We start from the raw sequence: 25,481 nt of genomic DNA, 5'->3' as shown, positions 1-25,481 counted from the left end.
TTTCTGATAAACGCTCCGTGTAAAAACACTTTTTCAGCATGTTACCGCCATTATTCGTAAACAAACGTTCACTTGGAATCACTTTTCCGACAAAAGACTGTGCCGACGTGCTTATTTGGGCACCGCTCGCCAACCAGGTGGCCATCAACGTTCATCAACGTTCAGGAACAGTTCCACTGACTCAGGCTGGTTTAGGCTACTGGAAAACCAAAACTGATCAGATTTGTCCGGGCGATCTGTATACCGTCCTGTTGAATGATAAAGATGAATATGCCGACCCAGTTTCTCTGTCGCAACCACAAGGTCTTTATGGCCCTTCGCAGGCAGTGGACACCAACCGTTTTTTCTGGGAAGATCAAAGCTGGGTGAATCCGGCGCTGGAGGATTACCTGATCTATGAAATTCATACCGGCACCTTTACGTCCGGAGGCACCTTCGCCAGTCTGGAAGCCAAACTGGATTACCTGAAATCGCTGGGCGTGACGGCTATTGAACTCATGCCCATTGCTCAGTTTTCGGATCATCGCAACTGGGGTTACGATGGTGTGTATGCCTTTGCTGCTCAGAACTCCTACGGTGGCTATGCAGGTCTTCAGCACCTGATCAATACCTGCCACTTTAAAGGTATTGCCGTTATACTGGATGTTGTTTATAACCACTTTGGCCCCGGTGGAAATATTCTACCGCAGTTTGGGCCCTATCTGACCAGCAAATACTGTACCCCCTGGGGCGATGCGGTCAACTTCGACGATGCCTGGTGCGATGGGGTTAGGCATTTCTTCATCGAAAATGCGCTGATGTGGTTACGCGATTTTCATATTGATGCCCTTCGTCTGGATGCTGTACATGCCATCAAAGATTTCAGCGCGGTTCACATTCTTCAGGAGCTTCGCCAGAAGGTAGATCAACTCATGGCAACCACCGGCCGACGGCACTATCTGCTCATCGAATGCGATCTCAACGATCCCCGGTTTATCAATCCATTATCGGAAAATGGGTATGGCATGGATGCCCAGTGGACAGACGAGTTTCATCATTCGTTACGGGTAGCAGCGGGCGAGAAAAAAACTGGCTACTATGCCGATTTTGATGGTATTCCTCACCTGGCGAAATCGTACCGGGAAGGTTACGTATATGATGGTCAGTTCTCGGAAGTTCGGCAGAAGTTATTCGGTTGCAAGGCCGAAACAAATCCGGGTCAACAGTTCATTGTCTTTTCCCAAAACCACGATCAGGTAGGCAATCGGATGCTGGGCGAACGATCCAGTCAATTGTTCAGTTTCGAGATGACCAAGCTGCTGGCCGGGGCGGTGCTGGTCAGTCCCTATGTCCCGCTCCTGTTCATGGGCGAAGAATGGGGAGAAACGGCACCCTTCTTTTATTTCGCCTATCATTCCGAACCAGAGCTGGTAGAAGCTGTACGGCAGGGTCGAAAAGAAGAGTTTTCACACGTCCACTCCGACGCCGATGAACTACCTGACCCACAGGACGAAGCTACGTATCTGAAGACCAAACTACAATGGCAGTCCATTAGTCAGGAGCCTCACCAGACCATGCTGCGGTATTACCAGACCCTGATTGCGTTGCGTCAGCAGCTACCAGCCCTTCGCAGGCTCAACCGGCACCAACTGGATGTCGTCTCGTACGACGATCAGCAGGCATTGCTGTTGCATCGTTGGCACGACGATCAGCATGTGCTGTGCCTGATGAATTTTTCGGACCAGCCGCAAACCATCACCCCGACTATTGAACAGGCCAGCGCCGATTGGCAAAAACTGCTCGATTCGACCGACGATACCTGGCAACCCGATCACCAATCGGTCGCGGGCTCAGCCCCTGACGCCTGGTCGGGGATGACTCCCATTACGCTACTACCTGAATCTATTGTTATTTATGCCCTGGGTCATGAAAAATCCCATTTCAACGTACCGAATCCAATTTCACAAGGACTTTACCTTCACTGATTTTGAAAAACTTATCCCTTATCTCGACAAATTAGGTGTCAAAACAGTGTATGCATCGCCCATTTTTGAGGCCGTTCCGGGGAGTGTGCATGGCTACGATGGCGTCAATCCGCAGCGAATTAATCCTGAAATTGGCACCGAAGATGACCTGCGACGCATTCATCAACAGTTAGTTCAACGAGGTATCGGCTGGCTACAGGATATTGTCCCGAATCATATGGCGTTTCATCCGGCCAATCGTTGGCTGATGGACGTGCTGGAAAAAGGGCCTTTATCACTCTACAGTACCTTCTTCGACATCGACTGGACCAGCCCACATCATCACGGTCGGCTGATGGTCCCATTTCTGGGTAATTCGCTGGATGAAGTACTCGAAAAAGGTGAACTCACGGTAGCGTATCAGAATCAACGATTCGTATTCCTGTACTTCGATACGGCTTATCCGATCCACCTAAGCTCGTACGCAACAATCCTGCAAGCCTCGGATCGGCAACCACCTGAACTTGTTCAGAACTTTCTGGCACAGTTAACGGAACTGGATGGGCTAACCGATCCAGCTACCTATGCCCTGCATTGCACAGCGTTGCAGATAAAGCTGGACGAATGGCTGCGTCGGTCTGCGAATCAATCCTTTCTGACAAACTGCCTGAAAGCCCTAAATAAAAACCCGGATCGGTTACAGCAACTAGCTGATGAGCAGACGTATCGACTGTGCTTTTACGGAGAAACCGATTCCCGAATCAACTACCGACGCTTTTTTACGGTCAATAGCCTGATCTGTCTGAACATCCAGCACCAGCCCGTATTCGATCATGTGCATAAGCACGCCAAAAACCTGCTTGAATCGGGCGTATTTCAGGGCTTGCGTGTCGATCACATCGACGGTCTTTACGATCCCAGCCAATACCTGGAACGGTTACGCCAGCTAGCAGGCGAAGACGCGTATATCATCGTTGAAAAAATTCTGAAAGATGATGAAGACTTACCGGCCCACTGGCCCATTCAGGGCGCGACTGGCTACGGCTTTCTTTCTATTGTCAATAACCTGCTGACCCGAACCAGCAGTCAGCAACGTTTCACCCAGTTCTATCAGGAGTTATTAGGTGAGCGAAAAGTGGTTCGCCGGGAGTTGTACGACAAAAAGGCTTATATTCTTTTTCAGCACATGGGCGGTGAGCTGGACAATCTGTTCCACCTGTTTAGCGAACTTCAATTGGTCAGCGAAGACCAACTGGCTAGCTTGCCCGACGACACCCTGAAAGAAACCATTGGTGAATTCTTGGTTCAATGCCCCGTTTATCGGTACTATGGAAACCGACTGCCACTCGACACCTCAGAAGCTGACGCAATTCGGGCCATTTTCGACCGTATACGACAGGTTAAATCCCGACTGACGGCGGCTGCAGATCTGCTGGAAGATGTGTTGCTGACCAAACCGACTATGGGTGACCAGGCTTACAATGAGCGTGCACTCCGGTTTTATCAACGCTGTATGCAGTTTACGGGTCCACTCATGGCCAAAGGCGTGGAAGATACGCTGATGTACACCTACACACGCTTTATCGGGCATGACGAAGTGGGGGACTCTCCCCTTTATTTCGGTCTGACCATCGATGAGTTCCACCAGAAGATGATCGACCGGCAAGCCAAATGGCCCCTGGCCCTAAACGCTACCTCAACGCATGACACCAAACGGGGTGAAGATGTACGAAGCCGCCTGAACGTACTGACCGACCTGGCTGATGAGTGGATCAACGAAGTACGAGCCTGGCAGAAACTAAATGGTCCGGCTAAAGTAGAGGTACAGCTAGACGAGTCAGGCGAGTCGACCACCATTGACGCACCCGACCCAAATGACGAATACTTTATTTATCAGACACTGGTAGGTGCCTATCCCATGCCGGGGCAGGATGGCGAGGATTTTCCCGAACGATTGGACGAATATCTACAAAAAGCACTTCGGGAAGCCAAACGCTATTCGACCCACGACACCCCCAACGAAGCGTATGAAGAAGCGACTAAGTCGTTCGCCCGTGAGTTGCTGAATACCCAACGGCCCTTCTGGAGCCGCTTCGAAGCTTTTTATCAGGATATTGCTGATCTGGGCATAATCAATTCGCTGGCGCAGGTAGTACTCAAATGTACGTGTCCCGGCCTACCCGATGTGTATCAGGGTTGCGAAGGCTGGGACCTAAGCATGGTTGACCCGGACAACCGCCGTCCTGTCGATTTCGACCAACGCTGTCAGGCATTGGAAGAGTTACTAACTCGCGGCCGTGACAACCTTTGGTCGGAGTTATGGCAAAGTCGATATACTGGCCAGATCAAACTCTGGCTGGTCTATACACTGTTACAGGAACGTCGGCAGGAGCCAGATCTTTTTGTCAATGCTCAATACATTTCCTTGCAGGTAGAAGGGCGCTATCAGGAGCATATACTGGCTTTTGCCCGGCACGATACCCAGAACTGGTACGTGATCGCTGTCCCGATGGGCATTGCCCGCCTGTGTCGCGATCAGCAAACCAACCCGATTTCTGTCGACTGGAACGACACCCGAATTCTATTGCCCGATGAAGCGCCAACCCATTGGGAGCATCGGTTAACGAAGGCAACCGGGATAGTAGCTACTGGCATTTCGGTGGCGGAGGTATTTGCGAATTTGCCTCTGGGTGTACTTAAATTAGTCAGAAAATGAGTGAGGGCAGGTTCTAAAACCTGCCCCGTAAGGTTTCTTATATCCGAGCGGTTTGGATTATATGGTTTTTTGTCCCTACAAAGCCGTTTGCGACTTAGCGGTGAAATCCGTTTAAACTAAGCTAAAAATGAGTGTTTTTTTGTCATTCCGACCGAAGGGAGGAATCTCAAGCCCACTTATTGAGGAACTTTGAGATTCCTCCCTTCGGTCGGAATGACAAAAAAAACACGTCCTGGAGTTAATCAGGAAAAGTTCAAACAGTCTCGGTAGAAAGAAAAATCAATAAAAACGGCGATTAACGCATGGCTACGCGCGGCTTGAACTTGTCCGCTACTTTATTGGAAATTGGTTTAATAGACATGAGGTATGTATAAATAGCGCCCAGGTCTTTCTCTTTCATGCCGCCATACATGGTCCAGGGCATAATAGTCTGGAAATCAGTTGACCCTACTTTATGGGCTTTATAGTCAGCGCCGTATGTCTTAAATCGTGCGATGAAAGCCTCTTTTGTCCATCCACCAATGCCTGTTTCCTTATCTGGCGTAATATTAGCCGTGTAGAGCGTTCCGCTGGGCATCGCAAACTCGCGGCCACCCGCAAACGATTTTTCGGGAATAATCCGTCCCTGATCGACCTGTGTATGGCACTCGACACAGCCTGCGATCATCACCAAATACTTACCCGTAGCTAATTCATCCGTCGTATCTGGCATGGCCATTGGCTCTGCTTTTTGAGGTATAGTGTTCAAAATAAAGTTGAACGGAAAATCGGCTTTCGATTCAGCAGGCTTACTATCGATGGGCTTCAGCGTACGCAGGTACGCAATGATGCTTTGTACATCATCATCGTTCATTTTACCATAGTACGGATAAGGCATTACCGGGAAAAACGCATGTCCGTCGCGGCTAACACCGGTCGTTATGGCCCGGTAAATTTCGCCGTCGGTCCAGTTACCTATGCCGGAAGGCGTTATATTTTTCGACGTAAACGCACCTGGAAAGCCCATTTGCTGATTAAACATTTCCCCACCTTTCCCCAATGTTCCGGGCACTAAAGGAGCCGAAAAGAGCGTGTAGTCGCGGGTACTGTGGCAGTCCATACAAACGGTTACGTGATTGGCCAGGTACTCACCCCGGGCAACACGGGCCGGAGTCGCATCCACTTTAAGAGTTGGTGCATCGCCCACGTTAGGCAATGCCATTTTCACATACGCCATCGCACCAACCACACCCAGCACAACCACACCGAGTACAATACCAATTACTTTTAACGCCTTCTTCATAAACAATCTGGTCAAAAAGATTTGAGGTTTTAGGGGATTAAATTATTGACAATCAACATCAGATAGCAAATCAGAAACAAAATAATCGCGTTCGTTTATTGAACGGTCGATTATTGCACCCTTCTTGATCAGACTACCTGCTGAGTAACCACCTCTGCCATACACCCCGCGAACAACTCATTGATAGACTGACCGGCAAACGCAGTAGTGAGCTGCAACCATGGGAAGCTTATGCTGATTGACTATCTCAATGATTGTGGTGCAGTAGCTACACCAATTTTCGAATCAGCCGTACCGTAATAGAGAAACCATTTGCCATGGAAGGGAACCATACCCTCCAGAAAAACGACCTGATTTACCTGCCCTTCCATCTCATAAGGCTGATCAGGTTTAATAAAATGAGCTTCCGAGCGATCCAGAAGCTTTGCTGGATTGGCCGCATCGAACAACAGTTGCCCACCTGCGTAAGCGCCTTCGGGTAAGTTTACGTCGCCGTTTTTAGCATCGTTCATCCCATTGTAAATCAACAGAATACCTTTCTTCGTAAACATAGCAAACGGCCCCGGCTCAAGCAGACGAACGTCGTGTTTACCCTTCCGCGATTCCGCAACGACAACAGGCTGGCCGCCATCGGTTTCGAGTGGCGTCCAATGCAGAAGGTCGTCGGAAGAGGCTATCCGAAGCTGAGGCTGATCGCCCCAGTACATCCAGTATTTACCGTTTATTTTCTGAGCGACAAACCGGTCTCCTATTCGTTTACAGACAATGGCCCCTGATTTCGACCAGGTATTTTTATACTTTCCGTTATCAAACTCCCCAAACGCGAGTCCCTGTTTTTGCCAGTCGGTCAGGTTTCGTGATGTGGCTACGCAGAGTCGGGCTTTGTCGCCGTCGTAGGCCGTATACGTCATGACATAGACGCCATTCGGGCTCTCCACCACGCGCGGATCTTCGCAGCCTCCCTCCCATTCGTAAACTTTCATGGGGTCGTTGTTGGGGTAAAATACTGGCTTGGGCATCCGTTTGAAATGAATCCCATCTGCACTGACGGCCAACCCCAGCCGCGACGTTCCGCCCACAGTCCGAACGGTATCTTCGGCCCGGTACAGCATAAACACTTTGTTGTCTCGCACAACCGTAGTCGGGTTATACACATCTTTCTCTTCCCAATGGATGGCTTGTTTACGAACCGGACAATCGAAGGTGGTCGTAGCCTTTGCCGATAAAATTGGGTTTTCTGTATTGGCTTTTTGAAACGGGCCCAGCATCCAGGGTTTTTCGGGTTTTGACTGGGCCAGCAGGCCACTGGGTACGATCAGGCATAGGAGAATAAAACGCTTCATCAAGGAGAAAAAATTAAGTAAAGGTTAATGAGCTTTAGACTAAGGTTTAGAAAAGGTTTTCCTAAAAACGGAAGGTACACAAATCTTACATATTGGCTACAATTTTAGGTTATCGACTAGCCATTCGTTTGCGAATACGGCTTAATGATGGCCCCTGAATACCCAGATACGATGAAATATGGTACAACGGAATGGTATTGTAGATTTCAGGATGTTGGGTGATAAGATCGAGGTAGCGCTGTTCGGGAGTCTGAAACAGAAAGTCTTCGGTGCGGGTCATGGCAATATTGAACGCCTTTTCGGCCACCAGCCGACCAAAACGCTCCCATTGATGTGACTGCTGATAGAGTTGCGTCAGGTGGTTGATGTGGATGTATAAAATGGTGGAATCCAGCATCGACTCGGTGTAATAATTACAGGGCGTCTGATTGACAAAGCTCTTGTAAGACACCACGACCTGATGTTTCGAAAAGAAGAAAACGTTCTTTTCCTCCCCCGTCTCGCCATGTACGCAATACGCCCGGAAAAAGCCATCGAGTACAAAACCAAGGTGTTTGCACACGTTTTTGTACTCGTTATAAAATTCACCTTTTCGGTAATGCTTCTTTTCCCAGTAAGGCAGTGAACGGGCAAACTCCGTTTCGTCGATACCTGCAAATTCATGTAGGGCGTATTTCAGCAAGTCGATGTCGGTCATGGCGTATCTTCCAGGATGCTTCCCTGTAAAGATAGAATGCACAAGCCGTATCAAACAAAAACTTTGTCAGCAGCCCTAAATCGGTCTATTACAGAAACGTACTGGTTCTGTCGCCTACTTATTTCAGCGTCAAATAGGATCGGTATTCATCATTATCCAACGTCAAACCCGTACTAGTCCGTTGAATGAAGTATCGCTTGGTTTTGATCTGCCCGTTTTCCATCCGCTCAAACGTAAGCGAATCACCTTTCAGATGCCATGTAAACGCTGACTTGTTGGTCATTCCTCCCAGGTTGATCTGGTAAAACACCTGATTGTTTGCGTTGAATTGATAAGCCAGCTTAGCCTGTTCGTACGCCTTAGTAAGTGAATTGTTTTTTTGATGATCGGGAGATTTTATCTGCAGCTTTCCTTCAAAGGTTTTGCCCTCCAGGTCTTTCTGGGTCAATTTGAGCAACTTGTTTTCCAGTTTACGTTGATTCGTCTCATCTGCCCCGCAGCTTAAACTTAACCCTACTAACCCCAGAAAAATACATGCTTTTTTCATCGTATCTTCTTCAACGCCCTGCTCCGACAAAGGTAGCTAAGTCGCGGTAGATGATATTGTTTTTCCAGAACAACTGCGTGACCATTCCGACGTGTTTCTTATGAGGCATCATCGTAAATTCATGGGTAACCCCCAGCTCTTCAAGCCGTTGAAGGAATCGTTTAGTACTTTTGATGATGCTCGGGTAGGTTTGCTCGCCTACATAGATTAGCATAGGAGGTGTATGAGCCGTCAGGGAATACAAAGCCGACACGCTCCGCCAACCGGCTGGTTTCTTTCCAAACGGGATCAGGTATTGTTCGTCATTTGGGTATTGCATTCGGCTGAGGTAATCGAACATATCCAGTCCAGCCGGGTCGTCGAGAATGACACCTTTTACTGAATCATGCGCTACCCCTACTCTGGCCAATAACTGGCTGTCGGTAACCAGCAGAGCCGCTAAGCCGCCACCTGCCGAATGACCCATCAGGAAGACACGGGCCGTATCGCCACCGTATTCGGCAATGTGTTCCATAACCCAACGAACAGCCTCCGCACAGTCGCCCGCCATACCGGCCACCTCAACAGCGGGCGCCAATCGATAATTTATCAGCACGGCCACTACGCCCTGCTTGGCCAGCCGACGCCCAATAAACGAATACAAATCCTTATTACCGCTGTTCCAGCTACCACCATGAATAAAAACAACTACGGGCTTCGCTCTGGATGGGTCGTCTGTAGGTGTATAGATGTCCAGTATGTTTCGCTCGGCATCAAAACCAGGTGCGTTGGTGGGGCGGTAAGCAATATCTTTAGTTCGTCGGCTGGAGCGGGCAATGGCGTATTCGTTCACCAATATCAGCACGGAAACAAGAACAATCAGTACAAGGGGAATTTGCCAGAGCAAGCGCAAAAAGGACATATTGGACAACCTCTTCATGAGGAATCAGTCGCTACGAATAGCGGTAGCTAGATGGATTATATGCCAATATATACCCCAAAAACCACGTTCTGGATTAATATTTTTTAATCCAACTGGTTTAGAATCGTCTCCTTACCGCACACATACGCTAGTTGCTCAATTAGTGCAGAGCTGATTATAGGACGCAACCATTTCGCCGAATTCGCGCCAGTTTCGCCGGGTAGCCGATGGGTAGTTTCGGATAAAGGCCGGGCAGTCGCCAAAGAGTTTGTCATGTACGGCTTCCATATCTCCCCGTTTAGCCACCCAGCTTTCCTGTCCATTTTTCAGCACGATATAGCTAAAGTCCTGATGGTCGGTCTTGATCGTGAAATTGCCGAACGTATATTCGGTCGTTTTCTTCCAGCCTGCGGCATCAAAATACAAGGCAATGTTCCCCCAGAAAGGAGTTAATCGTTCCAGTAACATAGGCTTTCCGTTTCGACGCGGATTGGGCACCCGTTCAAAAATAACCAGTTCGCGTCCACGAGGAATATGGCCCGTCGAATAGGCAAAATCGGGAATCCGCTGGGCAATCAGCCGCAGGTTGTCCCCTTTTAATTTGATTTTCTCCGTATCGCTGGTGCGCATGACAATACTGGCGGGAGAATCATTCACTAGCATGCCGATTCGCACCTGCCCGCGAAGGGTATCATTCTGGAGCGTCACTACATAACCATCTGTCCACATGGTAATGGCTCCTAATGGAACATACTGCCCCATACAGACAGTGCTTATCAGGATAAAGAGAAGGATACCAACCGATTTCATAGTTCTGAACAATAGACTTGTTGTAACGCGGGTGGAAACCCGCGAATTATAGTTCAAAATCGCGAGTTTCCAACCGCGTTACAATACGTCAAAACTACGAGGTCAACTCAATGCCCGAAACGATCTGATGGGTGAACTGACGAATGAGCCGGATGAACTGTATAATTACCCTAACAGAGGGATCCTCTGACCGATGCGCATGACACCTGCCCATACGTCCTACTGTTGTTTTCGCGCTATTTATTACCTCAACACCACCTGCTGCCAATTCAAGCTGGCCTGGTACCTGCCTTGCACCCTACTTTTGAATCGGTTTCAAAAAGCAACTTTCCTCTTTTTTAACAACTCAGACAGCTAGAGGTGCCCTGCTGAACAGTTATTCAACAATCTCGAACAACACAACGATGAACTCTATTTTTCTTACTTTGATCGCAGCCGTATTTTTTATTGTCGGATCGGTACAGGCTCAGTGTCCACCCGTTCTGTCCAACGGAAAATTACACGGCATTTTGCCCGTTACGAATCAGACGGTTACCTACTCAGAGGTGGTAGACTGCGGTAGTGTATCGCAGGCCGATGTATTCCGTCGGGCCCGGTTGTGGCTCATGCAGTCGAGTCATTCGACCAACGATGTATTTTCGCTCAGCGACAAAGAAACTGGCGATTTAGTTGGCCGACTCACTCAGGTCGTCATGCTGCCCCGTACTGAAAATTCAGCCGGTGGGGTTTATTCCTTTCGATACAGCTTTGTTGTCGAATGCACCAATCGCAAATATCGGGCAACCATCTCACAGATCACCCTGGAAGAAGCCGGAAACTCCCGTTCGACCCCAATCGAACTGTACTGTCAGAAAGGCGATAAAGATCTTCAGGCTATGTACTCAGAACTTGATAAGCAACTAAAAAACACCCTGTCTGCACTTCAGGAAAACGTAAAGAATTACAAAGCATTTTAAGGGTTCGTCCGCGATTGAATCGCGGACGAGCAATCTCACTATTCCCCACTTCTACGATGCTACACGCTGCCTGGTCGCCTTATCTGTTCGGAATCCTTACAATTGTCGGGTTAGCGCTTTTGGTAAAAAGTGTGGCTAAACTAATTCATGTATATACAGACGGTCCCCGCATTGAATGGATGGCTCAGTCGCCAATATTCGATTTTGACCTTGCGCAGGCTGGTTCGTATGAGATTTCGGTAAAGCGGGCATCGGTTTTCGGCCGTATTCCCACCAGCACTGCCTTTCGGGTGAGCGACCGACAGAACGGCCAGTCGATACCTATTGCTATTTACGGTTATCTGACCTCAAAACGTACCGATCTATCAGGTAACCGGATTATTCCAATAGCCGACTTCACCATCAATCAACCTGGCTCCTTCCGGCTGCATACACCTGATACAAACCGATTTATCGACCAGGACAAATTGGTGCTAAGTCCTAAAGCGGGAATAATGGGTGTTCTGATGATTCTGGGAACTGTATGTTCCAGCGTTCTGTCCATTGCCAGTCTTGTTTTATTTACCCTCTCTCTGATCAACTCATGAATCGTATGCTTACTTACCTGCTAGGTCCCGAAGTAGTCTGGATTGGTTTGCTGGCAATTACCGGGCTAGTTATTTCGTTCAGCCATCCACTTCCTCCAAATGATCACGACAAACTATTGAACATGGGCTGGTTATTACCCAATGTAGGCGTTCTACTTGCTTTTGCCACGTTGTTCTGGATTCCCGGTGGTCAATGGGTGTGGCTTCTCCGGGTTGGGCTGGCCAGTCTGGCTGGCATTTTTCTGGTTGTTACGTTTTTGTGTGAAGCCGCCGTTTACCACGATAGCCGGGATTCGGGGATTGGCAGCGCCTATATGCTATTTATTGGCCTTGGCATTAGCCTTCTGATGATCATAGGCTTTATTGCCGTCGTTTGTTTTATTGCCAAATGGCCTTTTCAGGCTGTATTCAAATGGTTGCTGATTGTGATAGGAATACTGGTTCTGTTGGGGAGCCTGATTGGCTGGGTGGCTTCACTGGGCGATAGCAAACCCTAACCGAACCGTGACCTAATTCGGTGCAAAGCATGACCGTAATAGCATGTTGTTAAGCCAGTCATTCTATCGCTTTCAGTAGAAAACCCGTCTATTAACCAACAACGCGGCTCGATTCCGGTTATTTCGGTGGTACTCCTGGTCGACGAACGGCCAGAAACCGATTTAACAAGTCGCAATCGTATGGCAACGAAACGGGTTAAACGATTCTTTACGGATGCCTGGACTGTACTCCGCGATTCGTTCAATAGTTTTCAGAACGACCGGTGTTTGAAACTGAGTGCAGCACTGGCTTACTATACTGTTTTTTCATTGGCACCGCTTCTGGTGCTAATCATGTCGCTGACCAGTATTTTCCTGGGCGAAGAAGCTATTCGCGGGCAGATCTTTTCGCAGATAAATGGCCTTGTGGGGAATGAAGCCGCCAAGCAGATTCAGGACATGATCAAAAGTGTAGGACTGTCGGGCAAAACCAACACGGCGCTGGCTTTTGGAATTATCACGCTGGTCATCGGCGCTACCAGTATCTTTATCGAGATCCAGGATTCGGTCAATCTGATCTGGCGGGTAAAGGCCAAACCCAAACGCGGCTGGTTAAAACTGATTAAAGACCGACTGCTGTCGTCATCGCTGGTTGTTAGTCTGGGCTTTTTGCTGCTGGTCTCGCTGGTCATCAATGGGCTGGTGCTGGCCTTAAGTGATCAGCTCACCCGCTTTCTGCCGGGCCTTGGCGTGTATATCGTCATGGTATTCAATTTTCTACTCAGCACAGGTATCATCACGGTTTTGTTCGGTATTATTTTTAAAGTACTACCCGATGCAAAAATTGCCTGGAAGGATGTTCGGCTGGGGGCTGTTTTCACGGCGCTACTCTTCATGCTGGGCCGTTATCTGATCGGTCTGTATATCGAAACGACCAGTACCAGTTCGACCTATGGAGCCGCCGGTTCGCTGATCGTTATTCTGACCTGGATTTATTACACAGCGGCTATTCTTTACTTCGGTGCTGAGTTTACACAAGCCTACGCCAACCATTTTGGCATTCGTATCGAGCCCGCCGATTACGCGGTGTATGTCGAACAAACCGAACGGGAGCGTGAGGTCTCCACAATTCCTACACAGCAGAAAGTAGAACAGGCGAAGCAGTAGTTTTAGTTAGGGTTTCAGGCCATCTGATGCACATTCTCTTTCGCGTTGGCCAACCTGAAGCCTGAAGCTTAAAACTTAAAATATGGTATTGGATTAGCCAATCTCTAAATGATTTTAACATAAAGTAGTCCTATTTAGAGAAATAATCTTTTTTTTACACGCTAATTCCCAAAACCAACTTATCGCGCTGTTACAATGAATCAGCTTAACCAGACAGATTACATTATTTTCTTCCTGTATTTTATCGGTGTTTCGAGCTACGGGTACTGGATTTACAAACAAAAACAAAAAACAAAACTCGATACTAAAGACTTCTTTCTGGCCGAAGGGTCGCTGACCTGGTGGGCCATTGGCGCGTCGCTCATTGCTTCCAACATCTCGGCCGAGCAATTTATTGGTATGTCGGGCAATGGCTTTACGTTTGGGGTAGCGGTTGCCGCGTATGAGTGGCTGGCCGCTGTCGCGCTGATCATTGTGGCGGTGTGGTTTATGCCAATCTACCTCAAAAACCACATCTACACCATGCCGCAGTTTCTGAAAACTCGGTATAACGAAACCGTTAGTCTGATCATGGCGATCTTCTGGCTGTTTCTGTACGTGTTCGTCAACCTGACCTCTATTTTGTTTCTGGGTGCCCTGGCCATTAGTAGCTTAGTAGGTCCAGCTTCGTTCCACCCGATCGTGATCGGGCTGAGCATCTTTGCGCTGATTATTACGCTGGGCGGGATGAAAGTGATTGGCTACACCGACGTGTTTCAGGTGGTTGTACTGGTCATTGGCGGTCTGGTAACGAGCTACATTGCCCTGACGCTGGTGAGCCAGAAGTTTGGCCTGGGCGACGATGTGCTGGCAGGTTTCTCAGCTATGATGAAAGATGCTGACGACCATTTCCACCTGATTTTTGAAAAGCCGGGTCCGAATACGTCACAGGTTGAGGTAAACAAATACCTGACCGTACCCGGTATCACGATGTACTTTGCCGGTCAGTGGATCGTAAACCTGAACTACTGGGGCTGTAACCAGTACATCACCCAGCGTGCCCTTGGTGCTGACCTGAAAACAGCCCGTACCGGTATTCTGTTTGCCGCTATGATCAAGCTGTTTATGCCACTGATCGTGATGCTGCCTGGTATTGCGGCATATGTGCTATATAAAAACGGTGGTCTCCAGAATGAAATGGCTCCCGGTGGCAAACTCCTCGCCGACAACGCCTACTCAGCTATTCTGTCGTTCCTGCCGAATGGCTTGAAAGGGCTGTCGATGGCAGCTCTAACTGCGGCTATCGTTGCGTCGCTGGCGGGTAAAGCCAACTCGATTTCGACGATCTTCACACTCGACATTTATCACAAGTATATCAAGAAAGACGCCAGCGAAAAGCAATTGGTCTGGGCCGGACGGGTTACCATTTTGATCGCTATGCTGCTGTCAATTGCGCTGACCTGGAAAGATGCGCTGGGGATCGGTCGCGAAGGTGGGTTCACGTTCATTCAGAAATATACGGGTTACCTGAGCCCCGGTATTTTCGCGGTGTTCCTACTGGGCTTCTTCTGGAAGCGTACCACGGGTGCGGCTGCAGTTGCGGGTATCCTGCTCGGCTTTGGCCTGACCACGTTGTTCAATAACTTCGCTCCTGAGTGGTTCGGCCATGAAACGATTCTGTATACCGCCTTCAAAAACGCGGAGGGTGTGTATGAAATTCCGTTCCTGGTGGCTATGGGCTGGGCGTTTTTCTTCACCATCCTGGCCATGGTGCTGATTAGTCTGGCGGGTCCGGCGGTCAATCCGAAAGCGTTCAAGATCGATACCAGTATGTTCCGTCTGGCACCTTCCATCACCGCCATGATTACCGTGATCATGCTGATTCTGACGGTGCTGTACGTTCGGTTCTGGTAGATAGTCCTAAAAAAGCAACAGGCGCCATTCCAGTACAGGCTGGATGGCGCCTGTTGCTTTTTTATAAGCTTCACTATTCCTATCAGCCGACAAAAAACAGCAAAGCAGGCTACTGGCATCATAAGAACCATAAAATATGAGTAACTAGTAATCAACCCCTTAAGCATTCTTTTATCTTTACACACTACCTAATTACTAACCAGGCCACAAGCAAACTCTCGCAAATAACCCCTCATGGATAAACTGAAAAGATATTTCGACAGCATAGGGTTTGCGGGTAGCGATCTGGAGAAAATTCTGGCGGCTTTTCAGTGCCGATCATTTAAAAAGAACGATTATGTTGTTCAATTCGGCAAGACAAGTCGCCACATCGGCTTTGTCGAAAGTGGTATGTTCCAGTACTATGTGCTTAAAGACGGCGAGGAGAAAACAACCTACATATCCATTGAAAATACGTTTCTTGCTTCCGTTCTAAGCTTTGTCAGCGAAACACCGGCGCTCGAAAATATCAGAGCCTTAACCGATGGCAGCATCAGTCTGATCAGCAAGCCCAACCTACAGGCGCTCATCAGCGAAATACCACAGTTCAAGGATTTTTATATCGGCCTGCTGGAAAGCACCATCTGTGGTATCGACGCTAGTCGAATTGACCTGATCGTATTGACCGCCGAACAACGGTACGAAAAAATGCTCCGGGAAGAACCCTTTCTTTTGCAGCAAATCCCTTTGCAGTATCTGGCGTCTATTCTGGGTGTAACTCCTCGGCATCTCAGCCGCATCCGCAGCACCATTCGGTAACTGTGCTTTCCGTGTCATCTGAGTTTTTGCTAAGTAAGCTCGTGAAATTACATTAGGTTATTTTCTGTCATCCCGAGGAACGAGGGATCTTCGGAGATTAGCTTTTATGCCATTCACCGAAGATCCCTCGTTCCTCGGGATGACAGAAACGTCCTTGCAACATACTCTAAACTAGTTTCACTTGAGAACTTACCATCGCATATTGTATTGGTAACCAATCTGATAAACACAACGTCTTCTGGCTTTAACGAGCGGTAATTTCATCAGGAAATTACCGCTTCTTCTTTTTGGACATTTGTCTAGTAGCCTCATTTTTAAGCGACTGACCTTTGCATCGTCAATCAATCAAAACTGAATAAGCTCATGAAAATCAACTTGTCAATCGTCGCCTTATTAGTTGTTGCATCAACTACCGTTTTTTCGCAAAGTCGATTTCCTAAAAATGAAATTAGCCTTAACGCCTTTCGCAATCCTTCCATCGGGCTGGAATATCGCCACCAGCAAGTGTCGATACATGCAGGCTATTACATTACAGCTTTAGAACCCGGTATCACGACAAAATTTATGAAAATAGGCTTAACGACCTGGTTCCTGCCCGTTGGCAAAAAAGAAAATCCTTCTTCCTTTTATGCAGGCGTTTCGTATCTGCGCGGTACCAATCTTGATTATAACGAGCAAAATGCTATGGGGCTAGAAGCAGGCTTTCGCTGGATGGTCTGGAAAGGGTTAAACCTACGTATTGGCGGGATTGCTCTACTGGCCAAAGACCATGATGTAAAAATCAATCCCACACCTGGAATCAGCTATTCGTTTGTCATCAGATAATCCGTTTCAAAGCACAAACCGATGAAAACGATACTAGGCACGGGTCAATTAGGCATTGCTATTCTAGACACTTTACTCCAGAAAAATCCAACCGAAAAAATACTCCTGGTAAACCGCAAAGGAAAACTAGATAGGGCACTTCCTGACAATGTCCAGACTATAGCGGCTGATGTAACGAATAGCCATGACATGAAAGCCATCGCTCAAAAGTCTGAGATATTATTTAGTTGTACGGATGTACCCTATCAGCAGTGGGAAGAGTTTTATCCGGCAGTCGCTTCCGCTTTGGCTCATGCGTTACAGAACAGTCAGGCTAAACTGGTTTTTGCCGATAATCTTTATTCGTATGGTAATGTAGCAGGAGAACCCATGCATGAAGAAATGTCCCATAAAGCCCGAACGAAAAAAGGGAAGATCAGAGCTTCAGTCATCAATACACTGCTGAAATCCGGAGATGATTTTAATAATCAGGTTGCGTTTGTTAAAGCCGCCGATTTTATTGGACCGAGGATTTATAAGGGTGTTTTTGGAGAAGACTTTCTGAATAAACTATACCAGCAAAAAACGATACTCCTTTTTGGTAAAGCTGGCTTGCCGCATACATTCACCTACATTACTGATTTTGCCAAAGCGATGATTAATGTAGGTGAAGCAACCGATACCTACAAACAGATTTGGCATGTACCGAACGCACCCGCTATAAATTTGATGGAATGGGTAACCTTATTTGAAGCCGAATCGAAGCGAAAATCGAAGGTTATGGTATTACCCAAAATCATTGTCTGGATCGCTGGTTTATTCGATTCATTGGTAAAGGAATTTTATGAACTCGCCTATCAATTTGAGTATCCTTACCTGGTCAACCATAATAAATACACCGCCCGATTTGGTAATCATGCCACAAGTCCGGCAACCATTGTAAAAGAAACCGTAGACTGGTATAAAACAACATTGTAACACGGATGTAAATCCGTGATTGCTAGCCAACTAATTCGGGGTTCTACCGGCGTTATCATTACACAATCAATTTATAGCCTATTCCTCTAACATTGACGATCTGCACTTGGGGATCGTCGCGGAGGTAGCGCCGAAGCCGCGTGATAAATACATCCAGACTGCGACCGTTGAAAAAACTGTCGTCTCCCCAGAGTTCGAGCAATACAGCCGTTCGTTCCAGCACCTGATTTCGCTGTGCATACAAATGCCGAAGCAGTTCAGCCTCCCGATGCGAGAGGAGTACGTCGTGCCCATCGAGCGACAGTTTCTGTTTAGGCGGATCGAACTGATACCGGCCAATTCGTACACCGTCTGGCTCAGAAACCGCTGGTTTTGCAGGACGGTTACGCCGGAGCAACGCATTGATCCGAACGATCAATTCGTCTAAACTAAATGGCTTTTTGAGGTAATCGTTACCACCCAGTTCAAAGCCGCGTACTACATCGGCCGTTTGTGAACGAGCTGTCAGAAACATAATCGGTATGTCCGGGTCAGTCTGGCGAATCTGTTGCGTCAGTGAGAAACCATCCAGGTTCGGCATCATCACATCGGCGACAATAATATCGGGCTGCTCTTGCCGAAACAACGTCAGTCCTTCGACTCCATCGGCGGCATAAAGAACCGTAAACCCACGAACCTCAAGGCTGTCCTTGACAATCATCCCCAATGCGGGCTCGTCTTCGATCAGCAAAACAGTTGGCATTCTTTAGTTTATTTCAGATGACAATCAAAAATTCACTCCCTTTCCCCGGCTCGCTCTGCACCTGGATGCGTCCGCCATGGCGTTCTACCACCTGCCGAACATAGGCCAGACCCAGGCCGAACCCTTTAACCGGGTGCAGGTCGCCGGTAGGCACCCGGAAGAACCGATCAAAAATGGCCGATTGATAGGTTTTGGCGATTCCGATACCATCGTCCGTTACTGCCAGTTGCCATCCCTCTTCGTGCTGATGATAGGCTAACCGAATGTTTACTCGCTCGCGGGAGTACTTGACGGCATTGTCGATCAGGTTATTGAGGGCATTACCAAAATGAATGCGGTCTACAGTCACCGCAACACGGGCAGGAATATCAACCTGAAAGCTGACTGGCTTGGTCGCTTTCAATTGGTGACTGGTGATAAGCTCAGCCACGAGTTCGTGCAGGTTCAGGGCTTCGGGCTGCAGGGCCAGTTCCCGTTTTTCTTCAACGGCCAGATTGAGTACTTTTTCGACCAGATCCGACAACCGCTGTAGGTTTGTCTGCGAAATGGCGAGGTATCTCTCTGTTTTTTGAGCATCGGCCAACGCCCCAAAATGCTGCATGGCTTCTACGGCGGCTGTCACGGTGGCAATGGGCGTTTTCAGTTCATGGGTCATGTTGTTGATGAAGTCATTTTTCACTTCTGCCAATTTCTTTTGCCGCAGAATGGTACTCAGCATAAACAGAAAACTGCCGGTGGTCAGAATCAGTAACACCGCCGAACCACCCAGCAGCCAACTCATTCGACGAAGCAAATAGAAAGTTGGCGACGAAAACGAAGCTTGTGCAAACAGATGTTTTGTCGGATTGATGGGTACCGGCAACGTTCGCATGGCCCCACTGGAGTCGCTATGATCGTTTTGCTGAAAAAAAATGATGTCGTCTTCGCCGGTACGAGGGCGAATGGTCAGTGTATCGAGTCGAAACGCGGATGTAATTCCCCGTTGCTGCAATTCAGTCCGGTACGCCATTTCCAGCTTAGGCAAATTCACCTTACCCCCTTTTGTCCAATCCAGTAAAACCAGACTGGAAATTCGACGGGCGAGCGTATCGGCTGATACCGCTGTCGGTTTATCCGCCGTCTGTACATTCACATTATAGGTGACCACTTTTGGGGGCGACCCTTTGCCTCGCATTTCTTTGGGAAAGCTGTCAGAACGGGAGTTGATATATACTTGTGTTTGTTCGGCTCCCAGGACCATGTCGCTGGACGAATTATACCGGCGAATAACAATTCGGGAGCCTTTTTTAGTGTCATCCAACGCCTTTGCGCCAAATAGCCGATTCGCCTGAGCTACATGCTGGCGTTCGAGCACCTGAAACAGGGCCTCCTGCACCGTCCGGCTAAACTGCTGACGGTTAAGCTGATACGTAGTCCAGAGCCAATACCCCTGAAAGGCATTAATGCCGATGATACAGCATGTCATCAGCCAGAAAATCGAACGAATGCGCCGGTTCATAGTCAAATCTACACCGTCTGAATCGTCTTTGCATATCTGTTAACACTACTTAACACTATATAGCAGTACGTTACAAAACTCCGCCTGACCTTTGACCCATCAAATCAATCAATTCTTTATGAAAACCCCCATCAAATTCTTCTGTAGCCTATTGGTAGTCTTGTTTGTAACTGGTGTACTCCGTGCACAGAGTCCCTCAGGCACATCGTGGGCCGGTCAAATTTCGTATGAAGGTGTGCGGAAGGTCGATCCTTCCCAAATGCGGATCGTTATCAACGGCGAACAGGTAAAACCAGGTGACCCTAACTTCCCGACCGATATTCCTGATACGCGCATGTTTGGCCTCAAAACCCAGATTGCCAGTCATTACGCCAAAGAAGTCCGCGATGAGCAAAATGCCGTTATTCGAGTGCGTGACGGTGGCGGTCCACCACAAACCCGAAATATCCCCCGCCCGTTTACCGAACAGGTGTTTGTGGATTTAAGCGGCATGAAAAAGGTTACCCTACTGTCTGTCGGCAAAGACGCCGATGCGAAATCCTACCAGGCCGAAGCCCCCATTCAGCGCGTCAGCGGCTGGCAGCTCACCGACCAGACTAAAAAAATAGCGGGCTATACCTGTCGGAAAGTAACAATTCCGTACAAGAAAGAAACGTACACCGTCTGGATCACCAACGAGCTTCCGTTCACCTACTCGCCCATTCACGAACTGACACCCGACAGTGGCGTGGTTTTACTCATTGAAGGCAGCAAAGAACAGTTCAAAGCCACCAAAGTTGATACGTCTGCGCTCGATGCCGCAGCCGTTACCCCAACGACCAACGCTCAGACCGTTACCCCCGAACAATTGACCGACCTTCGCCAGAAAGCCATTGCCGATTTCCAACAACAATTACAATTGAACGAGCGGAATTAAGAGCGTGGAGCAGGGAGCATGGAGCAGGGGTAGCAGGGAGCAGGGGTAGCAAGGAGCGGGGATTGTAAAGCCCGATTAACACTCTTCGCAATCCCTGCCCCACTCCCTACCCCCTGCCATCCCTGCTCCATGCCCCATGCTCCCTGCTCCACGCCCTATGCCCCTACCCCTATGCTACCTCATGAAATATATTCTTCTCTTCCTCTTCATCACCCTTTCAACCAATCTGCTGGCTCAAACAGGCACCAAGTCCGAAATTCGGGGGATGGTCCTCGATTCGGCAAGTGGCAAACCACTTCGGCAAGCGTCTGTCTCGCTGCTGACGGCCCGCGATTCGAGTTATATAACGGCTACCATTACGGATGGCGATGGTATGTTTCAGCTACGAAACATAGCTAAAGGGCCTTACCGAATTTTAATCACCTTTCTGGGCTATCGAAATCTGTCTCAGACGGTTACTCTATCCCCCGAGAAACCCGTTCTGAATCTGGGACTGTTGCGGATGGTCGAACAAAGCAACCAGCTTCAGGAAGTGGTCGTACGGCAGGAAAGTGCCCCCGTTGCGGTGAAGGGCGATACATTGGAGTTTAATGCCGGATCGTTTAAAACCCAACCGAATGCGCAGGTGGAAGAACTACTTCGCAAACTGCCCGGTATGGAAGTTAGCCGCGACGGTACCATTAAAGCTCAGGGTCAGACCGTCAGTCGGGTACTGGTCGATGGAAAACCGTTTTTTGGTAATGACCCGAAAATGGCAACCCGAAACTTACCCGCTGATATTGTCGATAAAGTCCAGTTATACGATCAATCATCCGATCAGTCGCAATTTTCAGGTGTCGATGATGGCAACCGTGAACGCACCATCAACCTGACTCTGAAGCGGGATAAACGAAAAGGCTATTTTGGGCAAAATTCACTCGGTCTGGGTACCGCTCGCGACGGACAGGACAATCGGTATCAGGCTCGTTTGAACCTGAACCGCTTTAATAATGGCCGACAAATCTCACTGATTGGGCAGGCGAACAACCTCAACCAACAGAACTTTACCCTGGCCGATCCATCAGCATCAGGCCCTGTTTTTGTCGGTGGCCCAGGAGGAAGCCCTTCGGGTGGCCCACAAACACCAACAAACGTGGTTGAAATACGGGCTGGTGGGCTCAACTATCGCGACAAATGGGGACAACGCGCCGAAATAGCCACCAGCTATTTTCTGAATCAGGCTATCACTACAACCGACCAGCAAAGCCGCCGAACGAGCGTTTTGCCTGAGAATTCACTCATCACCGACCAAAGCAACTATTCGCAGAATCGGCAATTAACGCACCGTTTTAACGCCCGGCTGGACTGGCAACTCGATTCCCTGACCAGCCTCCGACTGACGAGTAGCCTGCCCTGGCAAACCAGCGATTATACCAGCCAAACCTCCAGTCAATCGACCTTACCCGGATTGCTCGGTTTCACTCCTAAACTGGTGAATAAAGGTGAAACGAGTTATGGTTCGACCGGCAACAGCACGAACCTGTATAACAACCTGTTGCTCATGCGAAAATTCCGCCGGGAAGGTCGTACGTTGTCGCTCAATCTTAACACAACGCTGGGCGATGGGGATACGCAGGCACTCAATCAATCGACCAACACATTTTACGATTCAACGGGTACGAATCCGGTCATCAATCGGTTAAATCAGCAGAATCGTCAGACGAGTTATGGCCTGCAAAACACACTGACCCTGTCGTACACTGAGCCTTTATCACTCACGCAAAAACTGGAATTTAAGTATGCCTATTCGCTCAGCAGTAACCGCGCCGACCGACGAGTGGCCGACCTAAACGAATCGACGGGTTTGTATGAGCGCACGAATTCGCTGCTTTCCAATCAGTTTAGCAGTGCCTTTGCTACCCATCGGGCAGGCGCTACATTACAGACGCGTCGATTGCGTTATACCTACTCGTTGGGGTTGGAGGTGCAACAATCCTCCCTACAAACCGATAACCGTTCGGTCGATACCAGCCAGCGTCGGCCTTATATGAATCTGCTGCCGAATGCGCTGTTTAGCTATACCTTTTCCGGAAACCGAAACCTGCGAATACAGTACCGGACCCGCCTGAATGCGCCGTCGATCACGCAGTTACAGCCCGTCATTGACAACACGAATCCGCTGAACATACGAACCGGAAACGCGGCCCTGGCCCCGGAGTTTTACAACAACGTCACGTTGACCTACAACGGCTCCAGTGGGCAAGGGAATAAGAGTTTGTTTGTGTTTGGTAGCCTGAATCAAAGCAACAACCGAATTGCCACGGCTACTACCATCAGCAATGCGGGTGTACAGACCACACAACCCATTAACGCCGGAGGATATTGGTCGGCGAATGGCATGCTCTCACTGGGCCAGACGCTGCAACCGTCGAAAATCGGCATTACCCTGACGACCAATGCGAGTTTTAGCCGTGGCATTAGTTTCATCAACGACCAGTCGAACGAGTCCAGAACCAGCAGTTTAGGCCAGGGTGTACGCTTGCAATCCAATTTCAGCAGTAATCTGGAATATGGCGTCAGTGGCAATATCACCTACCAATCGGCTTCGTATTCGTTGCTTCCCAAACAAAATACGACCTTCTGGTCGCAGTACGCTACGGCTGATTTATACTGGAAACTACCATTCCGGCTTGTCCTCACCAGCGATCTGACGTACACGGCCACTACCGGGCGGGCAGTAGGCTATAACCAGCAATTTGCGTTGTGGAATGCCGCTCTGGCCCGGCAATTTTTCAAAGGCAATACCGGCGAATTACGACTACAGGTGTTCGATTTGCTGAATCAAAACCGAAGCCTGACCCGCAACACCTCGGATACATATATCGAGGACGTACAGAGCCGGATACTCCGTCGGTATTTGCTGGTGAGCTTCGTCTATAACCTACGGAAATTCGGGATTTAAAAATAGAACGCAGATGGTTATGATGATTATGATTTACACGGATAAAAATCTGTGCGAATCATAACTATCATGACCATCTGCGTTCTATTTTTTGCCGTACCTTCGGCGTTGTTATTCCCTGCCTCTTATGTCGCCTACCACTACCGTACCGTTGTCGAAATCACTACGCCCGCTTTTTACCCTGCCCGTTATTGTAGCTGCCCTCGGTTACTTTGTCGATGTTTATGATTTGCTACTATTCAACATTGTACGGGTTCCCAGCCTGAAAGATATTGGCCTGTCGGAAGCCGACATCTCCTTGATTGGCGGTAAAATCCTGAATTATCAGCAGGCCGGATTGTTGGTGGGGGGCATTTTGTGGGGTATTCTGGGCGATAAGCGAGGTCGGTTGTCGGTTCTGTTTGGCAGTATCATCACCTATTCGCTGGCCAACATTGCCTGTGGTTTTGTCCACGACCCGCAACTCTATGCCATCCTTCGCTTTATCGCCGGGTTGGGTCTGGCTGGTGAGTTAGGGGCTGGTATTACACTCGTCAGCGAGATTCTGCCACCGCATCTGCGCGGATACGGTTCGTCGCTGGTCGCCAGTATAGGATTGTTGGGTGCCGTAGTAGCGTATTTTACGGTTTCGCTCTTTGACTGGCGCACGACTTATTTTGTTGGTGGTGGACTGGGCCTGGGATTACTGCTTATGCGCGTGAGCGTGCTTGAGTCGGGTATGTTTAAACGGACGCAGCAGGAAGGGGTTTCGCGGGGGAATTTCTGGGCTTTGTTCCGAAGCAAACCCTCAACACTCCGCTATTTGCGTTGTATGGGCATTGCCGTTCCGACCTATTTTGTGATTGGCATTCTGGCCACCTTTGGTAATGAGTTTGGCAAGGCAATAGGCATTACCGAAGCCATCCAGCCGGGCCGCTGTCTGATGCTCATGTATGTGGGCACGGTGGCTGGTGATTTTTTCAGCGGTATCCTGAGTCAGTGGTTACAGGCTCGCCGGAGTGCCATCGGCCTGATGATGAGCCTGGCACTGATCCTGGTGGGTATTTATTTGTTCGGCGGAATTCGCTCAACCAGCCTGTTTTACAACAGCTATCTACTGATGGGTTTCAGCATCGGCTACATCGCTATGTTTCTGACCATTACGGCCGAGAGTTTCGGAACGAATCTTCGCGCTACAGCCACCACGTCGGTTGCCAACAACGTCCGGGCCACTACCCTAATGAGCATTCCGGCGTATCAGGCCATGAAACCGTCGCTGGGTGTTATCGAATCAGCCGCTATCGTCGCGCTGGTCTGTTTTGTGCTAGGCTTCTGGTCGCTCTTCACCATGGAAGAGACCTATGGAAAGGAGTTGGATTATAGCGAATAGTAACAAACCTGAAAAGTTCATTCCTTTAAAACGCCGGGTGCTCCTAAAATACCATGTAACGTTTTACGCTATTTCTTTTATATCATTAGAGATTTATAGTATACATTTGTAATGACA

22 protein-coding genes are annotated in these 25,481 nt (G+C 48.8%); 13 read left to right on the top strand and 9 right to left on the bottom strand.

Annotation, left to right across the window (positions count from 1 at the left end; all coding sequences use genetic code 11):
* Positions 1-38: 38 nt before the first annotated feature.
* On the top strand, positions 39-1,964 hold the full coding sequence (gene treZ / locus ACYVFD_RS33880; RefSeq protein WP_461095028.1) for a malto-oligosyltrehalose trehalohydrolase: 1,926 nt from the start codon (positions 39-41) through the stop codon (positions 1,962-1,964).
* Complete coding sequence (gene treY, locus ACYVFD_RS33875) at positions 1,906-4,659, top strand: malto-oligosyltrehalose synthase (protein ID WP_461095026.1); 2,754 nt, start codon at positions 1,906-1,908, stop codon at positions 4,657-4,659. The genes treZ and treY overlap by 59 nt, the downstream gene beginning before the upstream one ends.
* A gap of 295 nt (positions 4,660-4,954) precedes the next feature.
* On the opposite strand, the gene ACYVFD_RS33870 is transcribed toward treY, so the two are convergent.
* The 6 genes from ACYVFD_RS33870 to ACYVFD_RS33845 all read right to left on the bottom strand — a co-directional run bounded on the left by ACYVFD_RS33870 (position 4,955) and on the right by ACYVFD_RS33845 (position 10,239).
* Positions 4,955-5,941: a c-type cytochrome gene (locus ACYVFD_RS33870; protein WP_461095025.1), complete on the bottom strand. Its 987-nt coding sequence runs from the start codon at positions 5,939-5,941 to the stop codon at positions 4,955-4,957.
* Between the two features lie 242 nt (positions 5,942-6,183).
* The gene (locus ACYVFD_RS33865) at positions 6,184-7,284 is read right to left on the bottom strand and encodes a glycoside hydrolase family 130 protein (protein WP_461095023.1); all 1,101 of its coding nucleotides are present in this window, start codon (positions 7,282-7,284) and stop codon (positions 6,184-6,186) included.
* Between the two features lie 109 nt (positions 7,285-7,393).
* The gene (locus ACYVFD_RS33860) at positions 7,394-7,981 is read right to left on the bottom strand and encodes a Crp/Fnr family transcriptional regulator (RefSeq protein ID WP_461095022.1); all 588 of its coding nucleotides are present in this window, start codon (positions 7,979-7,981) and stop codon (positions 7,394-7,396) included.
* Positions 7,982-8,099: 118 nt separating this feature from the next.
* On the bottom strand, positions 8,100-8,528 hold the full coding sequence (locus tag ACYVFD_RS33855) for a hypothetical protein (RefSeq protein ID WP_461095020.1): 429 nt from the start codon (positions 8,526-8,528) through the stop codon (positions 8,100-8,102).
* Positions 8,529-8,538: 10 nt separating this feature from the next.
* Positions 8,539-9,447: an alpha/beta hydrolase gene (locus tag ACYVFD_RS33850; protein ID WP_461095019.1), complete on the bottom strand. Its 909-nt coding sequence runs from the start codon at positions 9,445-9,447 to the stop codon at positions 8,539-8,541.
* Between the two features lie 138 nt (positions 9,448-9,585).
* Positions 9,586-10,239: a hypothetical protein gene (locus tag ACYVFD_RS33845; protein WP_461095018.1), complete on the bottom strand. Its 654-nt coding sequence runs from the start codon at positions 10,237-10,239 to the stop codon at positions 9,586-9,588.
* A 404-nt stretch (positions 10,240-10,643) separates the two neighbouring features.
* On the opposite strand from ACYVFD_RS33845, the gene ACYVFD_RS33840 reads away from it, so the two are divergent.
* From ACYVFD_RS33840 to ACYVFD_RS33805, 8 genes are all read left to right on the top strand, one after another.
* Entirely contained in the window at positions 10,644-11,195 is a 552-nt protein-coding gene (locus ACYVFD_RS33840; RefSeq protein WP_461095017.1) for a DUF4468 domain-containing protein, read from the top strand.
* 56 nt (positions 11,196-11,251) lie between these two features.
* Positions 11,252-11,782, top strand: coding sequence for a hypothetical protein (locus ACYVFD_RS33835; RefSeq protein WP_461095016.1), 531 nt, complete (start codon positions 11,252-11,254; stop codon positions 11,780-11,782).
* Positions 11,779-12,279 (top strand): hypothetical protein, encoded by a 501-nt coding sequence (locus tag ACYVFD_RS33830; protein ID WP_461095015.1) that lies wholly within the window; start codon positions 11,779-11,781, stop codon positions 12,277-12,279. The genes ACYVFD_RS33835 and ACYVFD_RS33830 overlap by 4 nt, the downstream gene beginning before the upstream one ends.
* 180 nt (positions 12,280-12,459) lie before the next feature.
* A complete protein-coding gene (locus ACYVFD_RS33825) occupies positions 12,460-13,425 on the top strand; it encodes a YihY/virulence factor BrkB family protein (RefSeq protein ID WP_461095013.1) in 966 nt (321 codons plus the stop codon).
* Between the two features lie 195 nt (positions 13,426-13,620).
* Entirely contained in the window at positions 13,621-15,318 is a 1,698-nt protein-coding gene (locus ACYVFD_RS33820) for a sodium:solute symporter family transporter (protein ID WP_461095012.1), read from the top strand.
* A 234-nt stretch (positions 15,319-15,552) separates the two neighbouring features.
* Positions 15,553-16,116, top strand: coding sequence for a Crp/Fnr family transcriptional regulator (locus ACYVFD_RS33815; RefSeq protein WP_461095011.1), 564 nt, complete (start codon positions 15,553-15,555; stop codon positions 16,114-16,116).
* A gap of 363 nt (positions 16,117-16,479) precedes the next feature.
* On the top strand, positions 16,480-16,941 hold the full coding sequence (locus ACYVFD_RS33810; RefSeq protein WP_461095009.1) for a hypothetical protein: 462 nt from the start codon (positions 16,480-16,482) through the stop codon (positions 16,939-16,941).
* A gap of 21 nt (positions 16,942-16,962) precedes the next feature.
* Positions 16,963-17,898: an NAD-dependent epimerase/dehydratase family protein gene (locus ACYVFD_RS33805; RefSeq protein ID WP_461095007.1), complete on the top strand. Its 936-nt coding sequence runs from the start codon at positions 16,963-16,965 to the stop codon at positions 17,896-17,898.
* Between the two features lie 58 nt (positions 17,899-17,956).
* Here the strand turns inward: ACYVFD_RS33805 and ACYVFD_RS33800 are convergent, their stop codons facing one another.
* Together ACYVFD_RS33800 and ACYVFD_RS33795 are read right to left on the bottom strand one after the other, a co-directional pair.
* Positions 17,957-18,640, bottom strand: a complete 684-nt coding sequence (locus ACYVFD_RS33800) for a response regulator transcription factor (RefSeq protein ID WP_461095005.1) — start codon at positions 18,638-18,640, stop codon at positions 17,957-17,959.
* A 13-nt stretch (positions 18,641-18,653) separates the two neighbouring features.
* A complete protein-coding gene (locus ACYVFD_RS33795) occupies positions 18,654-20,138 on the bottom strand; it encodes a sensor histidine kinase (protein WP_461095004.1) in 1,485 nt (494 codons plus the stop codon).
* A 118-nt stretch (positions 20,139-20,256) separates the two neighbouring features.
* Here ACYVFD_RS33795 and ACYVFD_RS33790 point away from each other — a divergent pair, with 118 nt between their 5' ends.
* Positions 20,257-21,054: a hypothetical protein gene (locus tag ACYVFD_RS33790; protein WP_461095002.1), complete on the top strand. Its 798-nt coding sequence runs from the start codon at positions 20,257-20,259 to the stop codon at positions 21,052-21,054.
* On the opposite strand, the gene ACYVFD_RS33785 is transcribed toward ACYVFD_RS33790, so the two are convergent.
* The gene (locus tag ACYVFD_RS33785) at positions 21,051-21,206 is read right to left on the bottom strand and encodes a hypothetical protein (protein WP_461095000.1); all 156 of its coding nucleotides are present in this window, start codon (positions 21,204-21,206) and stop codon (positions 21,051-21,053) included. The two genes, ACYVFD_RS33790 and ACYVFD_RS33785, sit on opposite strands and share 4 nt — an antisense overlap.
* A gap of 29 nt (positions 21,207-21,235) precedes the next feature.
* On the opposite strand from ACYVFD_RS33785, the gene ACYVFD_RS33780 reads away from it, so the two are divergent.
* Both ACYVFD_RS33780 and ACYVFD_RS33775 read left to right on the top strand, forming a co-directional pair.
* Positions 21,236-23,995 (top strand): outer membrane beta-barrel protein, encoded by a 2,760-nt coding sequence (locus ACYVFD_RS33780; RefSeq protein WP_461094999.1) that lies wholly within the window; start codon positions 21,236-21,238, stop codon positions 23,993-23,995.
* A 127-nt stretch (positions 23,996-24,122) separates the two neighbouring features.
* Positions 24,123-25,364: an MFS transporter gene (locus ACYVFD_RS33775; RefSeq protein WP_461094997.1), complete on the top strand. Its 1,242-nt coding sequence runs from the start codon at positions 24,123-24,125 to the stop codon at positions 25,362-25,364.
* The last annotated feature ends 117 nt before the right edge of the window (positions 25,365-25,481 follow it).

This window comes from Spirosoma gilvum (genome assembly GCF_054776815.1).
Note: the sequence above shows the minus strand (reverse complement) of the source record. Positions and strands in the feature narration are given on the sequence as shown.